Annotated in this window: 22 protein-coding genes; 15 read left to right on the top strand and 7 right to left on the bottom strand. The window is 61.9% G+C overall.

Annotated elements, in window-relative coordinates; translation table 11 throughout:
* Window positions 1-14 precede the first annotated feature (14 nt).
* The gene (xth, locus tag HJ536_RS10045; protein ID WP_177157598.1) at window positions 15-797 is read left to right on the top strand and encodes an exodeoxyribonuclease III; all 783 of its coding nucleotides are present in this window, start codon (window positions 15-17) and stop codon (window positions 795-797) included.
* Here xth and HJ536_RS10040 read toward each other — a convergent pair whose 3' ends face one another.
* Both HJ536_RS10040 and dksA read right to left on the bottom strand, forming a co-directional pair.
* Window positions 798-1970, bottom strand: a complete 1173-nt coding sequence (locus HJ536_RS10040; protein ID WP_228028687.1) for an FAD-dependent monooxygenase — start codon at window positions 1968-1970, stop codon at window positions 798-800. It abuts the gene before it with no gap.
* A 109-nt stretch (window positions 1971-2079) separates the two neighbouring features.
* On the bottom strand, window positions 2080-2502 hold the full coding sequence (dksA, locus tag HJ536_RS10035) for an RNA polymerase-binding protein DksA (RefSeq protein WP_176853614.1): 423 nt from the start codon (window positions 2500-2502) through the stop codon (window positions 2080-2082).
* A gap of 180 nt (window positions 2503-2682) precedes the next feature.
* Here dksA and HJ536_RS10030 point away from each other — a divergent pair, with 180 nt between their 5' ends.
* From HJ536_RS10030 to HJ536_RS09995, 8 genes are all read left to right on the top strand, one after another.
* Window positions 2683-3522, top strand: coding sequence for an AAA family ATPase (locus tag HJ536_RS10030; RefSeq protein ID WP_176853259.1), 840 nt, complete (start codon window positions 2683-2685; stop codon window positions 3520-3522).
* A 264-nt stretch (window positions 3523-3786) separates the two neighbouring features.
* The gene (locus HJ536_RS10025) at window positions 3787-5094 is read left to right on the top strand and encodes a DUF2927 domain-containing protein (protein WP_228028686.1); all 1308 of its coding nucleotides are present in this window, start codon (window positions 3787-3789) and stop codon (window positions 5092-5094) included.
* 55 nt (window positions 5095-5149) lie between these two features.
* The gene (locus HJ536_RS10020; RefSeq protein ID WP_177157595.1) at window positions 5150-5320 is read left to right on the top strand and encodes an apolipoprotein acyltransferase; all 171 of its coding nucleotides are present in this window, start codon (window positions 5150-5152) and stop codon (window positions 5318-5320) included.
* An 11-nt stretch (window positions 5321-5331) separates the two neighbouring features.
* Window positions 5332-6516, top strand: coding sequence for a vWA domain-containing protein (locus HJ536_RS10015; protein ID WP_177157594.1), 1185 nt, complete (start codon window positions 5332-5334; stop codon window positions 6514-6516).
* A complete protein-coding gene (locus HJ536_RS10010; RefSeq protein ID WP_177157593.1) occupies window positions 6513-6887 on the top strand; it encodes a hypothetical protein in 375 nt (124 codons plus the stop codon). Before HJ536_RS10015 ends, HJ536_RS10010 begins: the two co-directional genes overlap by 4 nt.
* Window positions 6880-7476: a DedA family protein gene (locus tag HJ536_RS10005; protein WP_177157592.1), complete on the top strand. Its 597-nt coding sequence runs from the start codon at window positions 6880-6882 to the stop codon at window positions 7474-7476. The genes HJ536_RS10010 and HJ536_RS10005 overlap by 8 nt, the downstream gene beginning before the upstream one ends.
* Before the next feature lie 74 nt (window positions 7477-7550).
* Window positions 7551-7979, top strand: coding sequence for an OsmC family protein (locus HJ536_RS10000; protein WP_177157591.1), 429 nt, complete (start codon window positions 7551-7553; stop codon window positions 7977-7979).
* Window positions 7980-8083: 104 nt separating this feature from the next.
* Window positions 8084-8767, top strand: coding sequence for a M48 family metallopeptidase (locus HJ536_RS09995; protein ID WP_177157590.1), 684 nt, complete (start codon window positions 8084-8086; stop codon window positions 8765-8767).
* Here HJ536_RS09995 and HJ536_RS09990 read toward each other — a convergent pair.
* Together HJ536_RS09990 and HJ536_RS09985 are read right to left on the bottom strand one after the other, a co-directional pair.
* A complete protein-coding gene (locus tag HJ536_RS09990) occupies window positions 8764-9303 on the bottom strand; it encodes an RSP_2648 family PIN domain-containing protein (RefSeq protein ID WP_177157589.1) in 540 nt (179 codons plus the stop codon). The two genes, HJ536_RS09995 and HJ536_RS09990, sit on opposite strands and share 4 nt — an antisense overlap.
* Complete coding sequence (locus HJ536_RS09985) at window positions 9300-10493, bottom strand: RSP_2647 family RNA methyltransferase (protein ID WP_177157588.1); 1194 nt, start codon at window positions 10491-10493, stop codon at window positions 9300-9302. The genes HJ536_RS09990 and HJ536_RS09985 overlap by 4 nt, the downstream gene beginning before the upstream one ends.
* A 128-nt stretch (window positions 10494-10621) precedes the next feature.
* On the opposite strand from HJ536_RS09985, the gene edd reads away from it, so the two are divergent.
* Both edd and eda read left to right on the top strand, forming a co-directional pair.
* Window positions 10622-12427: a phosphogluconate dehydratase gene (gene edd / locus HJ536_RS09980; protein WP_177157587.1), complete on the top strand. Its 1806-nt coding sequence runs from the start codon at window positions 10622-10624 to the stop codon at window positions 12425-12427.
* Between the two features lie 131 nt (window positions 12428-12558).
* Complete coding sequence (gene eda, locus HJ536_RS09975; RefSeq protein ID WP_177157586.1) at window positions 12559-13200, top strand: bifunctional 4-hydroxy-2-oxoglutarate aldolase/2-dehydro-3-deoxy-phosphogluconate aldolase; 642 nt, start codon at window positions 12559-12561, stop codon at window positions 13198-13200.
* Between the two features lie 63 nt (window positions 13201-13263).
* Here eda and HJ536_RS09970 read toward each other — a convergent pair whose 3' ends face one another.
* Complete coding sequence (locus HJ536_RS09970) at window positions 13264-13539, bottom strand: hypothetical protein (RefSeq protein ID WP_176853271.1); 276 nt, start codon at window positions 13537-13539, stop codon at window positions 13264-13266.
* On the bottom strand, window positions 13514-16327 hold the full coding sequence (locus HJ536_RS09965) for a [protein-PII] uridylyltransferase family protein (RefSeq protein WP_177157585.1): 2814 nt from the start codon (window positions 16325-16327) through the stop codon (window positions 13514-13516). Before HJ536_RS09965 ends, HJ536_RS09970 begins: the two co-directional genes overlap by 26 nt.
* A gap of 62 nt (window positions 16328-16389) precedes the next feature.
* On the opposite strand from HJ536_RS09965, the gene HJ536_RS09960 reads away from it, so the two are divergent.
* The 4 genes from HJ536_RS09960 (at window position 16390) to HJ536_RS09945 (ending at window position 18802) form a co-directional block, all read left to right on the top strand.
* The gene (locus HJ536_RS09960) at window positions 16390-16857 is read left to right on the top strand and encodes a YbaK/EbsC family protein (RefSeq protein ID WP_177157584.1); all 468 of its coding nucleotides are present in this window, start codon (window positions 16390-16392) and stop codon (window positions 16855-16857) included.
* A 107-nt stretch (window positions 16858-16964) separates the two neighbouring features.
* Window positions 16965-17375, top strand: coding sequence for a DUF2852 domain-containing protein (locus HJ536_RS09955; protein WP_176853274.1), 411 nt, complete (start codon window positions 16965-16967; stop codon window positions 17373-17375).
* Window positions 17376-17438: 63 nt separating this feature from the next.
* Window positions 17439-17891: an RDD family protein gene (locus HJ536_RS09950; protein WP_176853615.1), complete on the top strand. Its 453-nt coding sequence runs from the start codon at window positions 17439-17441 to the stop codon at window positions 17889-17891.
* Window positions 17892-17974: 83 nt separating this feature from the next.
* Window positions 17975-18802 carry an arginyltransferase gene (locus HJ536_RS09945; protein WP_177157583.1) on the top strand — a complete coding sequence of 276 codons (828 nt, stop codon included), beginning with the start codon at window positions 17975-17977 and terminating at the stop codon, window positions 18800-18802.
* A 96-nt stretch (window positions 18803-18898) separates the two neighbouring features.
* Here HJ536_RS09945 and HJ536_RS09940 read toward each other — a convergent pair whose 3' ends face one another.
* A complete protein-coding gene (locus HJ536_RS09940; protein WP_177157582.1) occupies window positions 18899-21256 on the bottom strand; it encodes a TRAP transporter large permease subunit in 2358 nt (785 codons plus the stop codon).
* Window positions 21257-21263 lie beyond the last annotated feature (7 nt).

Raw genomic sequence — 21263 nt, 5'->3', positions numbered from 1 at the left:
ACGGGAGAGACGCCATGCAGATCGTGACCTACAACATCAACGGTATCAAAGCGCGCATAGAAACGCTGCTGGCATGGCTGAAAGAGGCCAGCCCCGATGTGGTCGCCGTTCAAGAGATCAAGTCCGTCGACGAAGGTTTTCCCCGCGAACTGATCGAGGAACTAGGTTACCGGGTCGAGACCCACGGCCAAAAGGGCTTTAACGGGGTCGCGATCCTGTCCAAGCTCCCGCTCGAGGATGTGACCCGGGGCCTGCCCGGTGACGACACCGACGAACAGGCCCGCTGGATCGAAGCCACCGTGATCGGTGACAAACACGCGGTGCGTTTGTGCGGCCTCTATCTGCCCAACGGCAACCCTGCTCCCGGTCCGAAATACGATTACAAACTGGCATGGATGGCCCGCATGGAGGCGCACGCCAAATCCTTGCTGGCGCAGGAAATGCCGCTGGTGATGGCAGGCGATTACAACATCATCCCGCAGGACGAGGACGCTGCCCGCCCCGAAGTCTGGCACAAAGACGCGCTGGCCCTGCCCACCAGTCGCGATGCGTTCCGCAGGATCGTGAACCTCGGCTTTACCGAGGCGTTCCGCACCCTGACCCGTGGTGGCGGGCACTATAGCTTCTGGGATTATCAGGCCGGCGCATGGCAAAAGAACGACGGCATCCGCATCGACCACTTCCTGTTGTCACCCGAGGCCGCCGATCTGCTGGTGGAATGTCGCATCGAAAAGGATGCGCGCGCCAAGGACAAACCCTCGGACCACGTGCCGGTCTGGCTGACGCTGGACGCCTGATCAGCGCAACAGCGGCTCTTTGGTGACGTCGTAGCCATAGAGCCAGTCGAACGACCCGACCAGCTTTTGCGGGGCAAAGCGGCTGACCAGCCCCATCCCCAGATGCGCCCCGATGCGCACGGGCCCCGACAGGTGGTATTTCCACGCATTGCCGTTCGCGGCCTCGATCACGCGCACGGCGCGGGCGCGGCGGACGTTCTGGTAAACGCTAAACGCCTGCGCCACATCCGCATATTTCCCCAGAGCAGCCACAAGAGCATAGGAATCCTCAAGCGCCATGTTCGCCCCTTGGGCCAGAAACGGCAGGGTCGGATGGGCGGCGTCGCCGACCAGAACCGCGCTGCCTTCGTGCCACTTTTCGGCGACGGGATGGCGGAACAGGCCCCAGACGTTCACATCTTTGATCTCGGCCAGAATGCGCTGGGGCTCGGGGCCGAATTCGTGGAAAGCCGCCCGCAGGTTCGACGGGTCATCGGGCTGCGACCACCCTTCGGCCGCCCATTGGGACCGCTCCTTGACCGCAACCACGTTCAACATCGAGCCATCGCGCAGGGGGTACACAACCATGTGCCGCTTGGGGCCCATGTAAACGCGCACGGCCCGCTTTTGTCCGGTGACGTTAGGCACGATCGCCCGCCACGCCACTTGGCCGGTAAAGAATGGCGCCTCGGACCCGTTGATCGCGGGGCGCACCACCGACCGCACGCCATCGGCGCCGATCAGAACCTCGGGGCGGAATTCGGGGCCACTGCACATCTTCATGTTCAGCGCCGCATCCAGCGAAACCGTATCCACCTTTTGCAAGAGGCGAACGCGGGCACCGGCATCGCGCACCGCACTGGCCAGAATGTCGATCAGGTCAGCCCGATGGGCAAAGTAATAGCCGGTCTCGCCCCGCTCTCGGCGGAGCTGGACTTTGGCCACCACACCCGAACGCCGGTAATCGCGCAGCTCGACGGCCTCGGCCTCGATGCTGCAAGCGCGGACCTCGTCCCCGATGCCCAAGGCATCCAGAACGCGCAACCCGTTGGGGCTGATCTGCAAACCGGCGCCGACTTCTTTGATCGCTTCGGCCTGCTCCAGCACTGTGACCGAAGCCCCTTGCCGCGCCAGACCCAAGGCCACTGCCAGCCCTGCGATCCCGCCACCGGCCACCGTGAAATTCTGGTTCATCCGAGGCATATCATACCCGCCAAATTCATAATTCGAGGTCTTAAATGACAAGCGCCGGACCCCATTGGAATCCGGCACCCGAAAAACTCTTTAACTATGGTGCGCGACCTTAGTCGTCGCGGTGAACTTTTTCGCGACGCTCGTGACGCTCTTGCGCCTCGAGGGTCATGGTCGCGATGGGACGTGCATCCAGACGCTTGAGCGAGATCGGCTCGCCGGTCATTTCGCAGTATCCGTATTCACCATTGTCGATCCGGCGCAGGGCCGAGTCAATTTTCGATACCAATTTGCGCTGACGATCACGTGTCCGTAGCTCCAGCGCGCGATCGGTCTCCTCACTTGCACGGTCAGTAATGTCCGGGATGTTCCGGGTACTGTCCTGCAGGGCTTCGATCGTCTCACGGCTGTCTTCAAGGATCTCGTCCTTCCACGCAAGCAGCTTGCGACGGAAGTACTCGAGTTGCCGGTCGTTCATGAACGGCTCGTCCTCGGCTGGCTGATAATCCTCAGGCAGAAAGACTTCTGCTTTCATTTCCGCTCCCCTGATCAAGCCCTCGTCTGAGGTACTTTGTTTGTCAGACATGTCGGGCCTCCTTCGCGGTCCACTTAACCTAGACGGGAGGGGATGTCACTACACAATGCGGCCCTGTTCCCCACGCTTTTCCATTCTGATAACCTGTTCCACAGCCTAGAAAATGTTAGGAAATCCTTAATGAAATTCTCCTCGACCGACAAATATGTCGCGCCAGCAGACCTGACGATTGCAGTAAACGCAGCCATCGCGCTAGAACGCCCGCTTTTGGTAAAGGGCGAACCCGGAACAGGCAAAACCGAGCTTGCCAGACAAGTTGCCGCATCTTTGGGCCTGCCGATGATGGAATGGGCAGTCAAATCGACAACCCGCGCCCAACAGGGTCTTTACGAATATGATGCGGTCTCGCGCCTACGGGACAGCCAGCTTGGCGATCCCCGCGTCGAGGACGTATCCAACTATATTCGTAAGGGAAAACTGTGGCAGGCGTTTGACGCGGACGGCAAAGTTGTCCTGCTGATCGACGAGATCGACAAAGCCGACATTGAGTTCCCCAACGACCTTTTGCAGGAACTCGATAAGATGGAGTTCTTTGTTTACGAGACCGGCGAGACGATTAAGGCAAAACAGCGGCCCATCGTCATCATTACGTCCAACAATGAAAAGGAATTGCCCGATGCCTTCCTGCGCCGGTGCTTTTTCCACTACATCAGCTTCCCTGATACGGAAACAATGAAGCAAATCGTGGATGTCCACTTTCCGGGCATCAAGTCAGCCCTCCTGACCGAAGCCCTGACCCAATTCTACGAGATTCGTGAAACCCCCGGTCTCAAGAAGAAACCCAGCACTTCCGAGGTCTTGGACTGGCTCAAGCTGCTCTTGGCCGAGGATCTGTCCCCCGAAGACCTGCGTCGGGACGGCAAAAACGCCCTGCCCCGCCTGCACGGTGCACTTTTGAAGAACGAGCAGGACGTTCACCTATTTGAAAGGCTGGCTTTTATGCTAAAAGGGAAACGATAGTTAACCTGCCTTACAATTTTCCCAGTTAAAGCATCATGTGGCCCGCATTGTTCGAGAAACCTGTCAGCACTGAAAAACAAGGATGGCTGACGTGTTTTCCGAAATCCAAAGCGACGCGGACCACATATCTCAAAGCCCCGCTAGAGGGCGAACAAACGGCACGAGCGATTCGCGGATATCGGCAGGTCCCACCCCATTTATCCCGGGTTCTTTGTGATGCTTCACCGCCTGCTTTTGCCAGTTCTTCTGGTTTTATCGGCATGTATGCCGACGATTTCTTCTTACGACCAACCCACCCGAGCCTTTACTGCTGACACCCAGATGCCCGCGATGCGGGTGTTCTCGAACCCGCGCTCGCAACCTGCGTTCCGGTCGAACGCCGAAATCGCGCGCGATATTCTTGACCTGTCCATGCGGCTCGAGAGTGGTCGCTACCTACCCTATTTCACCCGTTTCGAGGGGCCGATCACCGTTGCCGTGCGAGGAAATCCGTCTCCTACGCTAACGACTGATCTTGGCCGCCTGCTGTATCGCTTACAGACCGAAGCGGGCTTGAAAATTACACAAACCAATGAGCGTGACGCCAATATCCTCGTGAATGCGGTTACACGTAAGGACATCCAGCGCGTACTGCCGCAAGCCGCGTGCTTTGTGGCACCGAACGTGTCGTCCTTGGCCGAATACCGCATTGCCCGCCGCACCAATATGGCCAGCTGGTCTGCCATGCGCGAACGCAAGAGAATCACCATTTTCGTGCCCACTGATGTCAGCCCGCAGGAAACCCGCGACTGTCTGCACGAGGAACTGGCCCAGGCCATCGGCCCGCTGAACGATCTCTATCGACTGCCCGATAGTATCTTCAACGATGACAATATCCACACGGTGCTGACGGGCTTTGACATGCTGGTTATCAAGGCGATGTATGCGCCCGAACTGCACAGCGGCATGACCCGCCCCGAGGTTGCCAACCGCCTGCCCGAAGTTCTGGCCCGCCTGAACCCTGCCGGTCAGCGTCCGCCGTCCAAGCTGCTGCCCTATACCCCGACCCAATGGCGGAACAACATGATCACCGCGATGGGGCCCGGTGCCGGCATGAGCGCCCGCCTGAGTGCCGCCGAAGCCGCCCTGCGCATCGCCACGGCCAATCACCTGACCGACGTGCGGATGGGCTTTAACTGGTACGCGATCGGGCTTCTGACCGAACGCAGTGATCCCGACCGGTCGATTGCGGCCTTCCAGAACGCCTATCAGTACTATCAGGCCAATCAGGGAACCGAGATCCACCGTGCACAGGTCGCCTCCAAGATCGCCACCTATGCCCTGCACAACGGCAACCCGCAGATGGCGCTGGATTACATCGAACCCAGTCTTGCCGCCGCGATCCGTGCGGAGAACGCCGCCCTTCTGTCCAGCCTGATGCTGCTGCGCTCAGAGGCGCTGATGCGCAACGGAATGGCCACCGATGCCCGCGCTGCACGGGTGGACAGTCTGGGTTGGGCGCGGTACGGCTTTGGATCAGAGCGGGAGCTGAAACAGCGCCTGCGTGTGATCACCGGCTTCAGTCCCTTGTGATGCGCGCGGGCCCTGTAAACGCAGGGCCCGCAGCACTTTCCGCAAGGGGGCAAGAATGCTTTTCGTAATCGGCTTCATGATCTTTGGCGGCGCCATTGGCGGCCTTCTGGCCAGCCGCCGCAAAGGGGCCACCAGCGACATCATCCACTACATCGCGACCTATGCGGTGATCTTTGCCATTCTCGGCCTGTTGGTTCAGGTGATCCTGCTGCGCAACATGGGCTAAGGGGACACGCGATGTTCCTGCCCTTTTTCGAGAACCTTCGACGTCGCGGCGTTCCCGTCACCTTGCGGGAATATCTGGCGTTTCTGGAGGGGATGCAAAAGGGCCTGACCACCTATGACATCGAGGCGTTCTATTACTTTGGCCGCACCGCGATGGTCAAAGACGAACGGCATTTGGACCGCTTTGATCAGGCGTTCAGCGAAAGCTTTCAGGGGATCGAGAATATCCCCAACGATGCCGTTCTGGACGCGCTGGACCTGCCCGAAGAGTGGCTGCGCAAAATGGCCGAAAAGCACCTGACCCCAGAGGAAAAGGCGCAGATCGAGGCCATGGGCGGGTTCGACAAGCTGATGGAGACCCTGAAAAAGCGCCTAGAGGAGCAGAAGGGTCGCCATCAGGGCGGGAACAAATGGGTCGGAACGGCGGGCACCTCGCCCTATGGCGCCTATGGCTACAACCCCGAGGGCGTCCGCATCGGTCAGGACGAAAGCCGCCACCGCCGCGCGGTCAAGGTTTGGGACAAGCGCGAGTTCCGCAATCTGGACGACACGGTCGAACTGGGCACCCGCAACATCAAGGTTGCGATGAAGCGCCTGCGCCGTTGGGCCCGCGACGGCGCCCACGAGGAGCTGGATCTGGACGGCACCATCCGCGCCACCGCCGAACACGGTTACCTTGACGTGAAAACCCGCCCCGAGCGGCGCAATGCGGTCAAGGTCGTGCTGTTTCTGGATGTGGGCGGCTCGATGGATGACCACGTGAAGGTCGTTCAGGAACTCTTCAGCGCGGCCCGATCCGAGTTCAAGCATCTGGAATACTACTACTTCCACAACTGCTTGTACGAAGGGGTGTGGCGCGACAATGCCCGCCGCTGGACCGAACAAATCCCCACCCATGAGGTGCTGAACACCTACGGGTCGGACTACAAGTGCATCTTCGTCGGCGACGCCAGCATGAGCCCCTACGAGATCGCCATCCCCGGCGGTGCAAACGAGCACTGGAACGAGGAAAGCGGTGAAACGTGGCTGCGCCGCGCCCGTCAGCACTGGCCGCAACATCTGTGGATCAACCCTGTGCCTGAACGCTATTGGGCCTACACCCAGTCCATCCACATGATCCGCCAGATTTTCGAGGACCGCATGGTGCCCATGACCCTCGAGGGGATCGAACGCGGGATGAAGGAGCTTGGCAAATGAACCGGTTCAAGGCTGCTTGGCGCCGCCACCCCTATGTCAGCCTGCTGTTCGTGGTGGTGCTGGCCCTGACCTTGGCCTTTGGCATCCGCACGGTGACCAAGGCCCGCGACTTCTGGCACGCCCCCATCGCGCAGAACCAGCCCCTGCAAGAGTGGATGACCCCGCGCTACATCGCCGCCAGCTGGCACATCGACAAGCCCGACATGTTCCGCATCATGCAAGAGGTCACCGGCCTTGACCCCATGGCGACCGGCGATGGCAAACCCCAGCCCTTGGACCGCATTGCCGTGCAGGCCGATATGCCGGTTCAGGTGCTGATCGACGACCTGACCGCCGCCATTCTGGCCCATCAGAGCGAAAAGCATGACTGAGTTCCTGTTCGGTCTGGTCACAGACTACGGCGTTTGGGTGATCTTTGCGTCGTGCTATCTGTCTTGCCTGCTGATCCCGATCCCCAGCTCGCTGATGATGCTGGCCAGCGGTGCTATGGCGGCCGTGGGTGACATGGTCCTGTGGGAAGTGGCGCTGGCTGCCTTTGCCGGAGCGGTTCTGGGAGACCAGAGCGGATACCGCATCGGGCGCACCGCTGGCGACGGCCTTGGCCGACTGACCAAGAACAGCGCCAGCCGCCAGAAACTGCTGACCCGCGCCCACACCACGGTCGAAAAACACGGCGGGATCGGCGTGTTCCTCAGCACGTGGCTCTTTGCGCCCCTTGGCCCGTGGGTCAACATGGTGGCCGGTGCCACCCGCATGAACTGGCTGCGCTTCAGCTTCTGGGACACATTGGGAGAGGCGATCTGGGTCAGCGCCTATGTGGGCCTTGGCAATGTTTTCTCGACCAGTTTCAGCGCCGTGGGCGAGATCCTGAGTAACGCCATCGGCTTTGTCACCGGACTGGCGATGACCGCCCTTCTGGGGATGTATCTGCTGCGCCGGGCGCGCCGACAAAAATCCTGAATTTCGGGGAACCATCCCGCATCTCCCGTGTTGTTCCCTCGAGATTGACGAGTGAATGACGACGGAGAAAGACGATGATCAACAAGCAAGGCTCTGCCCACTGGACCGGTTCCCTGAAAGAGGGAAAAGGATACGTTTCCACCGAATCTGGCGCGCTTGATGATCAGCCCTATGGCTTCAACACCCGTTTCGAAGACGGCGTCGGCACCAACCCCGAAGAGATCATCGGCGCGGCCCACGCGGCCTGCTTCTCGATGGCGCTGTCGATGATCCTTGACCAGAAAATCCCCGACAGCATCGCCACCACCGCCACCGTCTCGATGGACAAGGACGGCGAAGGCTTTGCGGTCAAGAAAATCCATCTGGACGTGACCGGCACTGTCCCCGGCATCACCGAGGAAGAGTTCATCACCGCTGCCACCACGGCCAAGGAAAATTGCCCCATTTCCCGCCTTCTGATGGGCGGCACGGCAGAGATCACGATGGACGCCAAGCTGGCCTGATCCATCCCACAGTTTTGCGGCGCTGTTCGCGCCAGTAGCGCGCCCGATGATCCCCCTCCCATCGGGCGCTTTTCTTTTGCCTGATCAGGCCCCACATATAGGGCATGCTCAGATTTACACCGATCCTGCTTGCCGCCCTTGCGGGCTTTGTCATGTACCACTTCAGCGCGTGGCGTACGGCGCGCGAACTGGACGCGCGGTCCAGTGAACTGGCCGATAACACGCTACTGCGCCTATGTGACCAGCTGGCCGCCGCGCTGGAACTTCCGCGGATCCGGGTAAACATCTACGACATCGACGCCGTGAACGGGCTGGCCGCGCCGGACGGGCGGATTTTCATCACGCGGGGCTTCTATGACCGCTACCGTTCCGGTCAGGTCTCGGCCGAGGAAATGGCCAGCGTTATCGCCCACGAATTGGGGCATGTGGCGCTGGGGCACACCCGCCGCCGGATGATCGACTTTACCAGCCAGAACGCCCTGCGCACGGCGCTGGCGCTGATCCTCTCGCGGTTTTTGCCGGGGATCGGGGTTTATATCGCGGGGTTTCTGGCCAGCATGTTGGGGGCGCACCTGTCGCGCGGGGACGAATACGAGGCCGACGCCTATGCCTCGGCTTTGCTGGTCAAAGCGGGCATTGGGACCGAGCCCCAGAAATCCATGTTCCGCAAACTAGAGGCCCTGTCGCAGGCCCGCTCGGGCGTGGTGCCCGCATGGTTGATGAGCCATCCCAAAACCCCCGACCGCATCGCCGCGATCGAGGCAAACGAGCGGAAGTGGCGTCTTTAACCCAGCCGTTTGCCCAGACGGGGCATCCGCGCCTTTTTCAGCAGGGCGCGGGCGTCGCGGTGAACGTGATCCATCTTCTCCGCGTTTGAGCGAACGGTTTCTACCAGTGCCGCCACGGTATCGGGAGCAGTGTCGTGCAAAGTCAGCAGGAACTGGTCAGGATCGAGCCGCTGGATCCCCTCTTCGGCCAGTGTGTGGCGGGGGAAATCCTTGGCGTTCATGGTGACGATGGTATCCGCCGACCCTTTGATCGCGGCGGCCAGAACGTGCACATCGCCGCTGTCGGGCAAATACAAACGGGGCTCGATCTGCTCGAACCCCGAAACAGTGGCTGCGGGGAAATCCGCCCGCAGCATCACGATTTCGCCCTCGGCCTGCATCCCCTCAACAGGGCCCAGACGGGCGGCTGCCCTACGCCATTCCTCCAAAATCCGTGCGGACCAGAGCGGCTGATAGAGGCCCGCCTTGGCGGCCCCGATCAGCACTTCTCTCATCACCGTCGGATAGAGGACACAGGCGTCGAGCAGGACCTTCATACGCGGTAGAACAGCGCTTTGAGGTAGCCGCTTTCGGCCAGTTGCGGCAGCAGCGGGTGATCGGGACCAGCGTAGCCGGTATAGATAAGCTGGCCATTGCGCCCTGCCCGACCGATGCCGCGGGTACAGGCGGCGCGGAACTTGGTCAAATCCGCCGCGTGCGAGCAAGAGCACAGACCGATATAGCCACCCTCTTTGACCAGCGGCGCCGCCAGACGGGCCACGCGTTCATAGGCCCGCAGACCGGCATCCAGCGCCTTTTTCGAGGGAGCGAAAGCGGGCGGGTCACAGATGACCACGTCGAACATCTCGCCTTCTTCGGCCAGCGCCTCGAGCGTTGCGAAGGCATCGCCCTTGCGGGTGGTGAAGCGATCGCCAAAGCCCGAAACGGCTGCGCCCTGCTCGGCCAGTTCCAGCGCGGGGGCAGAGCCATCTACCGCCAGAGCCGAGGTCGCACCGCCAGCCAGCATCGCCAGACCAAAGCCGCCCACATGGCTGAACACGTCCAGCACGCGGCTACCGTTCGCCAGTTGCGCGGCGAAAGCGTGGTTCGGACGCTGGTCATAGAACAGACCGGTTTTCTGCCCGCCCACAACGTCGGCCATATAGGTCGCGCCGTTCATGGGAACGTGGATCGGTGCCTCGGGGGCGGTGCCGATGGTGACCTCGGTCACTTCGTCCAGCCCTTCCAGAGTACGCGCGCGGCCCGTACCGTTCTTGATCACGGTGGTCACACCGGTCACGTCCACCAGCGCCTGCGCCAGATCGGCAAAGCGTTGATCCGCCCAAGCGGCGTTCGGCTGCACAACCGCCAGATCGCCGAAACGGTCGATCACCACACCGGGCAGGCCGTCGGCTTCGGCGTGGACCAGACGATAGAACGGGTCTTTGTACAGACGCGCGCGGTGATCCAGCGCCCGCTTCAGACGGGCGGCAAACCACGCCTTGTCCACCTGTGCCGTGGTGTCGCGATCCAGCATCCGCGCCATGATGCGCGAGTTGGGGTTCACGGTCACAAGGCCCATGGGGGTGCGATCTGCATCCTCGAGCACAGCCAGCGCGCCCGCTTCGATATTGCGGGTGCGGCGGTCGGTCACCAGTTCATTGTCATAAACCCAAGGGAAGCCGTGGCGGATGGCGCGGGCTTCGGCGTTGGGCTTCAGGCGGATTGTGGGGTACGATTGGGTCATATGCGCCCTCTACTCCCGAATATGGGTTCGTAAAAGATCAATCTGCACGAAGGTTTCATACAGCCAACCTTGTTAGCGCTAACCGTACCTGTTATAGAGCGGCCAACAGGACGCCAAAGGAGCTACCCATGCCCCTCAATAATACGATCCACGAAGTCACCCAGCGCATCCGCGACCGCTCGGCCCAGCGCCGTGCGCGGTACATGGACCAGATGAAGCGCGCCGCCGATCAGGGCCCCGCACGCGGGCATCTGGCATGCGGCAACCAGGCACACGCCTATGCCGCGATGGGTCAGGACAAGGACGCGCTGGCCGCTGGCCGTGCGCCCAACATCGGTGTGATCACCGCTTATAACGACATGCTCTCGGCGCACCAGCCCTATGAGCGTTACCCCGAGTTGATCCGCCAAACCGCCCGCAAGGTCGGCGCGACCGCTCAGGTCGCTGGCGGCGTACCTGCCATGTGCGATGGCGTGACCCAAGGCCAGACCGGCATGGAACTGTCGCTGTTCTCGCGTGATGTGATCGCGCTGGCGGCGGGCGTGGGCCTCTCGCACAACACCTTCGACGCGGCGCTCTACCTTGGCGTCTGCGACAAGATCGTTCCCGGTCTGATCATCGCCGCGGCGACCTTTGGCCATATCCCCGGCATCTTCCTGCCCACGGGCCCCATGACCAGCGGCCTACCCAACGACGAAAAGGCCAAAGTCCGTCAAAAATTCGCCACCGGCGAGGTTGGCCGCGAAGAGCTGATGGCCGCCGAGATGGCCTCCTATCACGGGCCGGGCACCTGCACGTTCTACGGGACTGCAAACACCAACCAGATGCTGATGGAGTTCATGGGCCTGCACATGCCGGGCAGCTCCTTTATCAACCCGAACACCCCCCTGCGCGATGCGCTGACCGTGGCGGGCGTTGAACGCGCCGCAGCCATCACCCAACTGGGTAACGAATACACCCCCGTCTGTGACGTGCTGGACGAGCGTGCCTTTGTGAACGGTGTGGTCGGTCTGATGGCAACTGGCGGCTCGACCAACCTTGTGCTGCACCTGCCCGCCATGGCCCGCGCCGCTGGCGTCGAGCTGACGCTGGAAGATTTCGATCAGCTGTCTTCGGTCGTGCCGCTGATGGCCAAAGTGTATCCCAACGGTCTGGCCGATGTGAACCACTTCCACGCCGCTGGTGGCCTTGGCTACATGATCGGCGAACTTCTGGATGCAGGTCTCCTTCATGATGACACCCAGACCATCGCCGGTCAGGGTCTGGCCCGCTACACCGAAGAGCCCAAGCTGATCGACAACGCGCTGACTTGGGTCGAAGGCCCCAAGGAAACCCAGAACGACAAGATCCTGCGCCCCGCCACCGATGCATTCCAGCCCACCGGCGGTCTGCGCCAGCTGGCAGGGAACCTTGGCACCGGCATCATGAAGGTCTCGGCCGTCGCCCCTGAGCGTCACGTGATCGAAGCCAAAGCCCGCGTGTTCGAAGATCAGGCCGATGTGAAAAAGGCCTTCCAGAACGGCGAGTTCACCGAGGACACCATCGTCGTCGTCCGCTTCCAGGGCCCACAGGCCAACGGCATGCCGGAACTGCACAGCCTGACCCCGACCCTCGCGGTTCTACAGGACCGCGGACTGAAGGTCGCTCTGGTCACCGATGGCCGCATGTCGGGCGCATCGGGCAAGGTTCCTGCCGCGATCCACGTCAGCCCTGAAGCGGCGCTTGGCGGCCCCCTCGCCCGTGTTCAGGACGGTGACCTGCTGCGCGTCGATGCAAAAACCGGTGTGATCGAGAACCTCGCCCCCGATTTTGCCGGCCGCACGCCGGCAGTCGCCGACCTGACCCCGAACAAATCCGGCATCGGCCGCGAACTCTTCGAAGCATTCCGCCAGAACGTGGGCCTTGCTTCGAATGGCGCTGCGGTTGTTGTATGACACCACTGACTTCGGCCTCCGGATTTTGAGTATTTGAAGCAAGAAGAAGCGCAAGTTCAGACTTCTTTTTGCGGAAAATACTCCCGCCGGAGGCAACAAACCCAACCGATTTCGACACCGAGGACTGATGAATGACCCCCGCAGAAGCCAGCGCTAAATCTCTCGAAATCTGCCGCAAGGCGCCCGTGATCCCCGTTCTTGTGATCGACGAGCTGGCCCACGCGCGCCCGCTGGCCGAAGCCTTGGTCAAGGGTGGCCTGCCGGTTCTGGAAGTCACCCTGCGCACCCCGATCGCGCTGGACGCCATCCGCGAGATGGCCAAGGTCGAAGGCGGGATTGTTGGTGCGGGCACCTTGCTGACCCCCGCCGATGTTGCCGCCGCCAAAGAGGCTGGCGCATTGTTCGGTGTGTCGCCCGGCGCCACCGACACTCTGCTAAGCGCCTGCGAAGCGGCGGACCTGCCCTTGCTGCCCGGTGCGGCCACCGCGTCCGAGGCGATGGCTCTGCTCGAGCGCGGCTACACCGTTCAGAAGTTTTTCCCCGCCGAGGCCAATGGCGGCGCCAAGGCACTGAAGGCCATCGGTGCGCCGATCCCGCAGGTCACCTTCTGCCCGACCGGCGGTGTTAGCCTGAAGAACGCCCCCGACTATCTGTCGCTGTCGAACACCGTCTGCGTTGGCGGCAGCTGGGTCGCCCCCAAAGAGATGATGATTGCTGGCGATTGGGACGGCATTGTCGCCCTGGCGCAAGAGGCCGCTCAGCTGGCCCGCTGATCCAAGGTCAGCCCCTGAGATGCAGAACGCGGCCCCGATCAGGGCCGCGTTTCTTGTTCCGCCTTATTCCATATCGCGGGGCCGCGACCGCCATCCCCCACGTCTGCGCGGGCGGTCGGTGTTGGCCAGCCCTTCGTTCAAGACGGTGGTCATGGGGTGGTTTTCGTCGCCGCCATAGACCGCCAGCAGCGCCGCCAGATCCGCGTGCAGGTCATCGCCCGGAACGCTCAGCGCCCAATCCAAAAAGATGCTGCGGCATTCGCCAAGGGTGATCCCGTCGATCCGGTAGGCCTCGCGGATCAGGCCTTTGGGGTCATGGGGATCCTTCACTGTGTTCATCCGGTGTTTCCTCTGCTCGGGCGGTCAGAACGCTTTCGATCTGTTCCGTAGCAAACACATAGCCCTGAAGCAGGCGCTGTTCCAGTTGCGGCATATTTTCGGCGTTACAGACACGCAGCAAGAAGCCTGCCCCACCGCTGCCGATGGTGTCAGGGTTGATCGGCCCCTCGCCCAAGAGGCGCGAGGATATCTGGACCTGCCAGAGCTGGCGGTAGAAATCTGCGATCTGCGCGGCGACCTCCGGGCTGATCCAAGCCAGCGACTGGGCCGCCTGAAGGCCCGCCATCACGCTGCGGTCCGGCAGGCCGGCCATCAGGGCAGCCGCTTGGGCAAAGAGTTCGATGTCCTGCATCCGGCCATCGCCCGCCTTGACGTCCCACACGCTGGCGGGGGTTTTGGCGGCGCGGATGCGGGCGCGCATATCGGCCACATCACGCAGGACCTTGCCCTCGGACCGCTCTCGCTGGATCAGGGTCTGGCGGAAAGTTTCGATGTCGGCAGCCAGATCGGGCTGGCCGATCACCACCGCGGCGCGGGTCAGGGCTAGGTGCTCCCACGTCCAGGCCTCGGTCTCCTGATAGGCTTGGAAAGCGTCCCAACTGGTGGCCACCGGCCCCTGATTGCCCGAGGGGCGCAGGCGCATGTCCATCTCATAGAGGCGCCCTTCGGCCATGGGCGCGGTCATCGCCGTCACCAAAGCCTGCGTCAGACGGGCGAAATAGGTGCGCACATGCAAGGGGCGCTTGCCGTCGGATTCCTCAACCCCCAATGGGTCATAGATCACGATCACATCCAGATCAGAGGTCGCCGTCTGCATACAGGCACCAAGACTGCCCATCCCCAGAACCGCCGCCCCCCGCCCCGGCGCGGGGCCGTGCTTGCGGGCAAATTCGATCTGCACGGCTGGGAACAATCCGGCCAAAGTCGCAGCCGCCAGATCGGCATATTCGCGGCCCGCTTCCTCGGCGGTGATCAGGCCGCGCAGCAGGTGAACACCCACGCGGAAGTGCCATTCCTTGGCCCAGCGGCGGGTGGTGTCGAGTTGGCGCTCGTAATCGCCCTCTTGCTCGAGCCGCGCGGAGAGTTCGGCGATCAGCGCCTCGCGCCCCGGCCAAGGGGCAAAGAAACTGCCCCCGATCACCCCGTCCAGCACCGCCGCGTTCCGCGACAGATAGCGGGCCAAAGCCTGCGCCGTGCTGGCGATATCGACGATCAGGTCCACCAGTTGGGGGTTCGCCTCGAACAGGGAAAACAGCTGCACCCCCGCAGGCAGACCTGCCAAAAATCCGTCAAAGGCGATCAGCGCCTCTTCGGGTTTGGGGGCGGCGGTCAGCTTGGTCAGGATCTCGGGCTTCAGGCGATTGAAAATCTCGACCGCGCGGGCCGACCGAAGGGCGGGATAGGTTTTCCAGCGCTCGACGACCTGCTGGTCCAGTTCGGCGACCTGCTCGCAGGGTTTGGCGGGGGCGTCGGGAGCAAAGAAATCCTCGGTCAACTCGTGCACCGCAGCAAGGCGGCTGCGCACGTCCGCCTCGAAGTCCGCCTGATCCATGTCCATCATCATCGCGATGCGGGTCATTTCCTCGGGCGCGGTGGGCAGGCTGTGGGTCTGCGCGTCGTTCACCATTTGCAGGCGATGCTCGACCTCGCGGTGGGCGCGGTAGTGGTCGGTCAGGGTTTGGGCGACCTCGGGGGTGATCCAGCCCTTGGCGGCCAGCACGTTCAGGCCGGGCACGGTGCCGCGCACCCGCAGATCAGGGTCGCGTCCGCCCGCAATCAACTGGCGGGTCTGGGTAAAGAACTCGATCTCGCGGATGCCGCCACGCCCCAGTTTCATATTGTGTCCGGGCAGGCAGACGGGGCCGTGCAGCCCTTTGTGATTGCGGATCGCCAGCCGCATATCGTGGGCGTCCTGAATGGCGGCAAAGTCCAGATGCTTGCGCCACACGAACGGCGCCATCGTTTTCAGGAACCCGAGACCCGCCTCGATATCGCCCGCGCAGGGGTAAGCCTTGATATAGGCGGCGCGCTCCCATGTGCGGCCGAGGCTCTCGTAATACCGCTCGGCGGCCTCCATCGGCATACAAACCGGCGTGACCCCCGAATCGGGACGCAGGCGCAGATCGGTGCGAAAGACGTAGCCCTCGGCGGTGATGTCCGACAGCATCGCACACATTTTGCGCGTCGCTCTGATCAAAGATGCGCGAGCGTCCAGATAGTCGTCGCGGGAATATTTCGTCTCGTCGAACAGGCAAATCAGGTCGATGTCCGAGCTATAGTTCAGCTCGCCCGCGCCCATCTTACCCATGGCAAGGGCAACCATCCCCCCTGCGGTTTCGATGTCATCCTCGGTCATGCCGGGCAGCTTGCCGCGCCGGATTTCCGCCCCCACACAGGCAGTCATCGCCAGATGGGTGGCCAACGCGCCAAAGTCAGTCAGCGCGCCGGTCACCTGCTCCAGCCGCCAGACGCCCGCCAGATCGGCCAGCGCGGTCAAGAGGGCCACGCGCCGTTTCCCTTGGCGCAGCGCGGTAGGACGCTCATCGGGGGCGGTCGCCCGCAGGCGTGCGAATTCACCGGCCAAGGCCCCTTCGGGGTCATCCATTGCAGCGGCGATCCAACCGGTTTCCACCGCCATCAGCCCGCGCAAATAGGGGCTGCACCCTGCGGTCCCTTCCATCAACCCACGCAGTTCGGGGGCCAGCATGGGGAACAGGGCTGCCCCTTCGGCTCCACGTTCGGGATTGAAAGGACGAGGCGTGCGGGTCATACGGGATGCGAATGTCATGACGCATGTTTGGGTTCGTCCCGACGGCCCGTCAATGCCCCAGATCAAATCCGGAGACCCCCATGAGCAAGAGTCTGAAGCGCGTCCGCCAAGCCCTGATCGACGCCGGATTCGAGCCCGAAATCATGGAAGCCGGAGAGAGCCGCACCGCCGAACAGGCCGCAACCGCCGCCAGCTGCCACGTGGACCAGATCGCCAAGTCGATCATCTTTCGCGGGGAAACCAGCGGCGAGGCGATCCTGTTCCTGACCGCAGGCGGCAACAAGGTCTGCGCCGACAAAGCCAGCGCCCTGGCGGGTGAGCCTTTGGGTAAGGCCGACGCGGACCTGATCCGCAGCCAGACCGGCTTTGCCATCGGGGGCGTGTCGCCCGTGGGGCACCTGAACCCGATCCGTGCTTTTCTGGACCCGCGCTTGCTGGAATTCGACCTGATCTGGGCCGCAGCGGGCACCCCGCGGCACATCTTTTCGCTGAAACCCGCGGACCTAGGGCCCCTGAGCGGTGCCCAAGTGGCTGATTTCACGGAATAACCCAAATAATGTAAAAAGTTTTCACATTGCCCCTTGTAAGGGGACTGCTCCATCACGATCTCTTGCAATGTGAAAAGCATTCACATTCACCCTGAACGGAGCACCCGATGTCTACTTTTGCTGACCCCATTCCCCACCACCGCCAAGGTTGGTTCTCGCGCACCGAAGCGTGGCTTGATGCCCGCGGCAAGGGCGCATGGATCGCCGCGATGGTCCTGTCCTTTATCTTCTTCTGGCCCGTTGGCCTTGCCCTTCTCGCCTACATGATCTGGAGTAAGAAAATGTTCAAATCGTCCTGCTGCAGCCACAAACGCCGCTTTGGTTCGCAATTCCGCTCGTCGGGTAACAGCGCATTCGACGCCTACAAGGCCGACACCCTGCGCCGCCTCGAAGACGAACAGGAAGCCTTTGAAACCTTCCTCAAGCGCCTGCGTGATGCCAAGGACAAGGCAGAGTTCGACCGCTTCATGGACGAACGCGGTAAATCGGCCACCGAAACCGAGACTCCGAACGCCTGATCCGATAGAAAGGGTCCGCCCGCTCCGGCGGGCCCTCCTTCCCCTCCTCTGCCCCACCGGTCCCTGACAATGAGCTATTTCGACCTACTGCCCGATCCTGACCGCCACGAAGAACTGTACGCGGACACCCCCACCAAGCGCCTGCTGGCGTGGCTGGTGGACATGGTGATCGTCGCCCTGATGTCGGCGCTGGTCCTGCCGTTCACCTTCTTTGCGGGCATCTTCTTCTTTCCGATGCTGATGATGGTGGTCGGATTTGCCTATAGAACAGTCACTCTGGCGACCGGTTCTGCAACATGGGGTATGCGTTTGATGTCGATGGAACTGCGCACGATGCAGGGTCACCGCTTTGATCTGCCCACCGCCTTTTTGCACACGCTGGGCTATTCTGTGTCGCTGGCCGTCTTTCCGCTACAGATTGTATCGATTGTCCTGATGTTGACCTCAGCGCGGAGACAAGGCCTTACCGACCATATCATGGGAACCGTTCCTATGAACAAGATGACGCTATACTGACGTTTGTGTCACCTATTTGACTGCCCCCTTGGCGTAAGGGGGCGGCGTTGCTATCGTCCTAGGCGAACATCAAAGTGACACACATGCGCCATACACCCCCGCTGACCCCCCAGTTTTATGTGACGGCCCCGCAGGGCTGTCCCTATCTGCCGAACCGGATGGAACGCAAACTGTTCACTGCTTTGCAGGGGGACAGCGCCACCGGCCTGAACGACGCCTTGTCGCAGCAGGGGTTCCGCCGCTCGCAGAATGTGCTGTACCGCCCGTCCTGTTCGGACTGCGCCGGGTGCCTGTCGGCCCGCATTCGTGTCAGCGACTTTGCCCCCAATAAAACCCAGTCCAAAACCCTGCGCCGCAACAACACGCTGGAACGCGAGGTCCGCAGCCCTTGGGCCACCGAAGAACAGTTCGACCTGTTCCGCCGCTACCTCGAGGCCCGTCACGCCGATGGCGGCATGGCCGACATGGACATCTTCGAATTCGCCGCCATGATCGAGGAAACGCCGGTCAAAACCCGCGTGATCGAATACACCGACGTGGCCACCACCGATGATCCGCTGACCGCCGTTTGCCTGACCGATGTTCTGCAAGACGGCCTGAGCATGGTCTACAGCTTCTACAAACCCGAACTGCGCAACCGCAGCCTTGGCACCTTCCTGATCCTCGACCACATCCGGCTGGCACAGGAAATGGACCTGCCCTTTGTCTACTTGGGCTACTGGGTCCCCGGTTCGCCCAAGATGAACTACAAGGCAGGCTTCAGCGGGATCGAGCTGTTCCGCCACGGCGCATGGGAGCCGATGACCACCCCTGACGAATACTCGGTGGACCTGCACCCCCTGTCGACCGAACCGATCTCGGAGCAAGTGTCGAACCTGATCCTGCCAAACGTGCGGGCCGTCGGTCGCTAACACGCCCCCTCCCTTCATCTTGGTAAAAATACCCAAATTCCCAACGAAAAAGGCCCCGCACTGACGGGGCCTTTTCTTTGAGATTTCTCGGATGCCTTACTTCGGCATCAGATCCGGCACGATGGTCACGATGCCCGGGAACAGCCACAGGATGGCAATGCCCAAAACCTGGATCAGCACGAACGGCGCCACACCGCGGTAGATATGGCCGGTCGTCACCTCGCGCGGGGCCACGCCGCGCAGATAGAACAGCGCGAAACCGAACGGCGGGGTCAGGAACGAGGTCTGCAGGTTCACCGCAATCATGATGGTCACCCACTTGGGGTCAAACGACCCGCCATAGATCACCGGACCCACGATCGGCACCACGATGTAGATGATCTCGAGGAAGTCGAGAACAAAGCCCAGAACAAAGAGAACCAGCATCACCAGCAAGAAGACGGTGAACTCGTTGTCGAAGCTCTTGAGGAACATCTGGATGTAGTGCTCGCCGCCGAACGAAATGACGACAAGGTTCAAGAGCTGCGAGCCGATCAGAATGGTGAACACCATGCTGGTCACTTTGGCCGTCTCGCGGATGACCGGCCCCAGAACGCCCGAGCGGAACAGGGTCCAGCAGGCATAACCCACACCGAAAACGATATAGAGGTAGGCCGCATAAGCCAGAGTGAACGCACCCCAGGTTTCGGCGCTGACGCTCTCGGTGTTGATACGCAGGTCAAAGTTGATGCCCAGGATCAGCAGGATCAGCATGGCGAAGGTCGAGTTGATGATGACCTTGCCCGACTTTTCCTCGTCCTGCAGCTTGCGATAGGCCGCCAGCATCACCGCGCCCACAGCACCCAGCGCAGCCGCCGGAGTGGGGTTGGTGATCCCGCCAAGGATCGAGCCCAGAACCGCCACGATCAGAACCAGCGGCGGGAAGACCACGCGGATCAGTTCGTTCTGGCCCAGACGGGCGGCGGCGGCCTTCATCGACCACAGGGTGATACCCACAGGGATCGCCATGATCGCAAAGGTCATGGTCGAGCTGGTCAGCGGGTTGATCAGCACGATATCCGCCAGCAGCGCCAGGATCAGACCGACGCCACCAATCAGCAGCGGACGGGGGTCCTGGCTGGGGGCGATTCCCCGTGCCATCAGCAGAACGATCCCCAGCATGATCACCATGATCGACACACCGGTCCCGATGGGCGCCGCAGCGGCAACCTTCTCGGCACGGGCGGCTTCGATCTCTTCGGGGGTCAGACGGACGCTTTCCTGCAGACCGCCCGCATCGGCAATCGCCTGGTTTTCCGCAACCGCGGTATCCCAAGCCTCTTGGCCGTGCAGTTCGATCATCGAGGCCTGACATTCCGGGCTGACATTGGTGCGCAGGCTGGCTGCGATACCGGCGTCGCTAAAGCTGTCAACGGTCACGTCCTGCGAGCCAACGATATTCATCTGGCCGAGGAACAGCATACCGGCAATCAGCGCAACGGGCAGACCCAGAAGCCAGGTCAGACCTTCGCGGCGGGTGATCACCTCGGTCGAGTGGCTTTCTGCGAACTGCACCGCAGGGGCACGGCTGGGGTAAAGCAGCGCGTAACCGAACGAGTACAGACCATAAAGCAGCGCCAGCAGGATACCGGGCAGCAGCGCCGCCTGGAACAGGGTACCGACCGACAGAACCGCAGGCTCACCCAGATAGGTCAGCGCGTCCGAGCACCCCAGCGCACGTGCGCGCTCTTCCTGAGCGGTCGAGTACAGGTCACCGGCCAGCGTCCCCAGCAGAACGATCACGATCGACGGAGGAATGATCTGGCCCAGAGTACCGGACGCGGCGATCACACCGGTCGACAGTTCAGGCGAGTAGTTGTTGCGCAGCATGGTCGGCAGCGACAAGAGGCCCATGGTCACAACGGTCGCGCCCACGATACCGGTCGATGCCGCAAGGAACGCGCCCACAACCACAACCGACACCGCCAGACCGCCGGGCAGAGGTCCGAAAACCTTGGCCATGGTGGTCAAGAGGTCGTTCGCGATCTTGGAACGTTCCAGCGTGATGCCCATCAGAACAAACATCAGAACGGCAAGCAGGGTCTCGATCGACTGGCCTGCCAGAACGCGCTCGTTGATGCGGTTCACGATGAACGAAACGTTGCGGTCCAGCGCGGTTTCCCAACCTTGGGCGAACACGTGTTCTGGGATCCTTGGCAACTCGGGGTATCGGAAGATCGAGATGATTTCCTCTTTGACCCCGCTGGCCACGAGCGCCCGATAGGCGTCAGAGCCGGTGTCGATGGCCTGATGGATCAGCAGGCCTGCGCTGTCCAGCGCCGCAATAATACCAAAGGCAATCGCCCCTGCCCCGCCAATGGCGAACGCAACAGGAAAGCCCGACAGGATGCCCGAGAACAGGCACAAAAAGACGATGATCAGGCCGATCTCTACGCCGTCTAGTCCGAATAGCATGTCATAT

The organism is Donghicola mangrovi, from assembly GCF_013377535.1.
Taxonomy (GTDB): domain Bacteria; phylum Pseudomonadota; class Alphaproteobacteria; order Rhodobacterales; family Rhodobacteraceae; genus Donghicola; species Donghicola mangrovi.
Note: the sequence above shows the minus strand (reverse complement) of the source record. Positions and strands in the feature narration are given on the sequence as shown.

Bases quoted from the DNA above. Each gene is read 5' to 3' on its own strand.
- xth (WP_177157598.1), top strand. From the start codon at position 15: ATGCAGATCGTGACCTACAACATCAACGGTATCAAAGCGCGCATAGAA.
- HJ536_RS10040 (WP_228028687.1), bottom strand. From the start codon at position 1,970: ATGAACCAGAATTTCACGGTGGCCGGTGGCGGGATCGCAGGGCTGGCA.
- dksA (WP_176853614.1), bottom strand. From the start codon at position 2,502: ATGAAAGCAGAAGTCTTTCTGCCTGAGGATTATCAGCCAGCCGAGGAC.
- HJ536_RS10030 (WP_176853259.1), top strand. From the start codon at position 2,683: ATGAAATTCTCCTCGACCGACAAATATGTCGCGCCAGCAGACCTGACG.
- HJ536_RS10025 (WP_228028686.1), top strand. From the start codon at position 3,787: ATGCCGACGATTTCTTCTTACGACCAACCCACCCGAGCCTTTACTGCT.
- HJ536_RS10020 (WP_177157595.1), top strand. From the start codon at position 5,150: ATGCTTTTCGTAATCGGCTTCATGATCTTTGGCGGCGCCATTGGCGGC.
- HJ536_RS10015 (WP_177157594.1), top strand. From the start codon at position 5,332: ATGTTCCTGCCCTTTTTCGAGAACCTTCGACGTCGCGGCGTTCCCGTC.
- HJ536_RS10010 (WP_177157593.1), top strand. From the start codon at position 6,513: ATGAACCGGTTCAAGGCTGCTTGGCGCCGCCACCCCTATGTCAGCCTG.
- HJ536_RS10005 (WP_177157592.1), top strand. From the start codon at position 6,880: ATGACTGAGTTCCTGTTCGGTCTGGTCACAGACTACGGCGTTTGGGTG.
- HJ536_RS10000 (WP_177157591.1), top strand. From the start codon at position 7,551: ATGATCAACAAGCAAGGCTCTGCCCACTGGACCGGTTCCCTGAAAGAG.
- HJ536_RS09995 (WP_177157590.1), top strand. From the start codon at position 8,084: ATGCTCAGATTTACACCGATCCTGCTTGCCGCCCTTGCGGGCTTTGTC.
- HJ536_RS09990 (WP_177157589.1), bottom strand. From the start codon at position 9,303: ATGAAGGTCCTGCTCGACGCCTGTGTCCTCTATCCGACGGTGATGAGA.
- HJ536_RS09985 (WP_177157588.1), bottom strand. From the start codon at position 10,493: ATGACCCAATCGTACCCCACAATCCGCCTGAAGCCCAACGCCGAAGCC.
- edd (WP_177157587.1), top strand. From the start codon at position 10,622: ATGCCCCTCAATAATACGATCCACGAAGTCACCCAGCGCATCCGCGAC.
- eda (WP_177157586.1), top strand. From the start codon at position 12,559: ATGACCCCCGCAGAAGCCAGCGCTAAATCTCTCGAAATCTGCCGCAAG.
- HJ536_RS09970 (WP_176853271.1), bottom strand. From the start codon at position 13,539: ATGAACACAGTGAAGGATCCCCATGACCCCAAAGGCCTGATCCGCGAG.
- HJ536_RS09965 (WP_177157585.1), bottom strand. From the start codon at position 16,327: ATGACATTCGCATCCCGTATGACCCGCACGCCTCGTCCTTTCAATCCC.
- HJ536_RS09960 (WP_177157584.1), top strand. From the start codon at position 16,390: ATGAGCAAGAGTCTGAAGCGCGTCCGCCAAGCCCTGATCGACGCCGGA.
- HJ536_RS09955 (WP_176853274.1), top strand. From the start codon at position 16,965: ATGTCTACTTTTGCTGACCCCATTCCCCACCACCGCCAAGGTTGGTTC.
- HJ536_RS09945 (WP_177157583.1), top strand. From the start codon at position 17,975: ATGCGCCATACACCCCCGCTGACCCCCCAGTTTTATGTGACGGCCCCG.
- HJ536_RS09940 (WP_177157582.1), bottom strand. From the start codon at position 21,256: ATGCTATTCGGACTAGACGGCGTAGAGATCGGCCTGATCATCGTCTTT.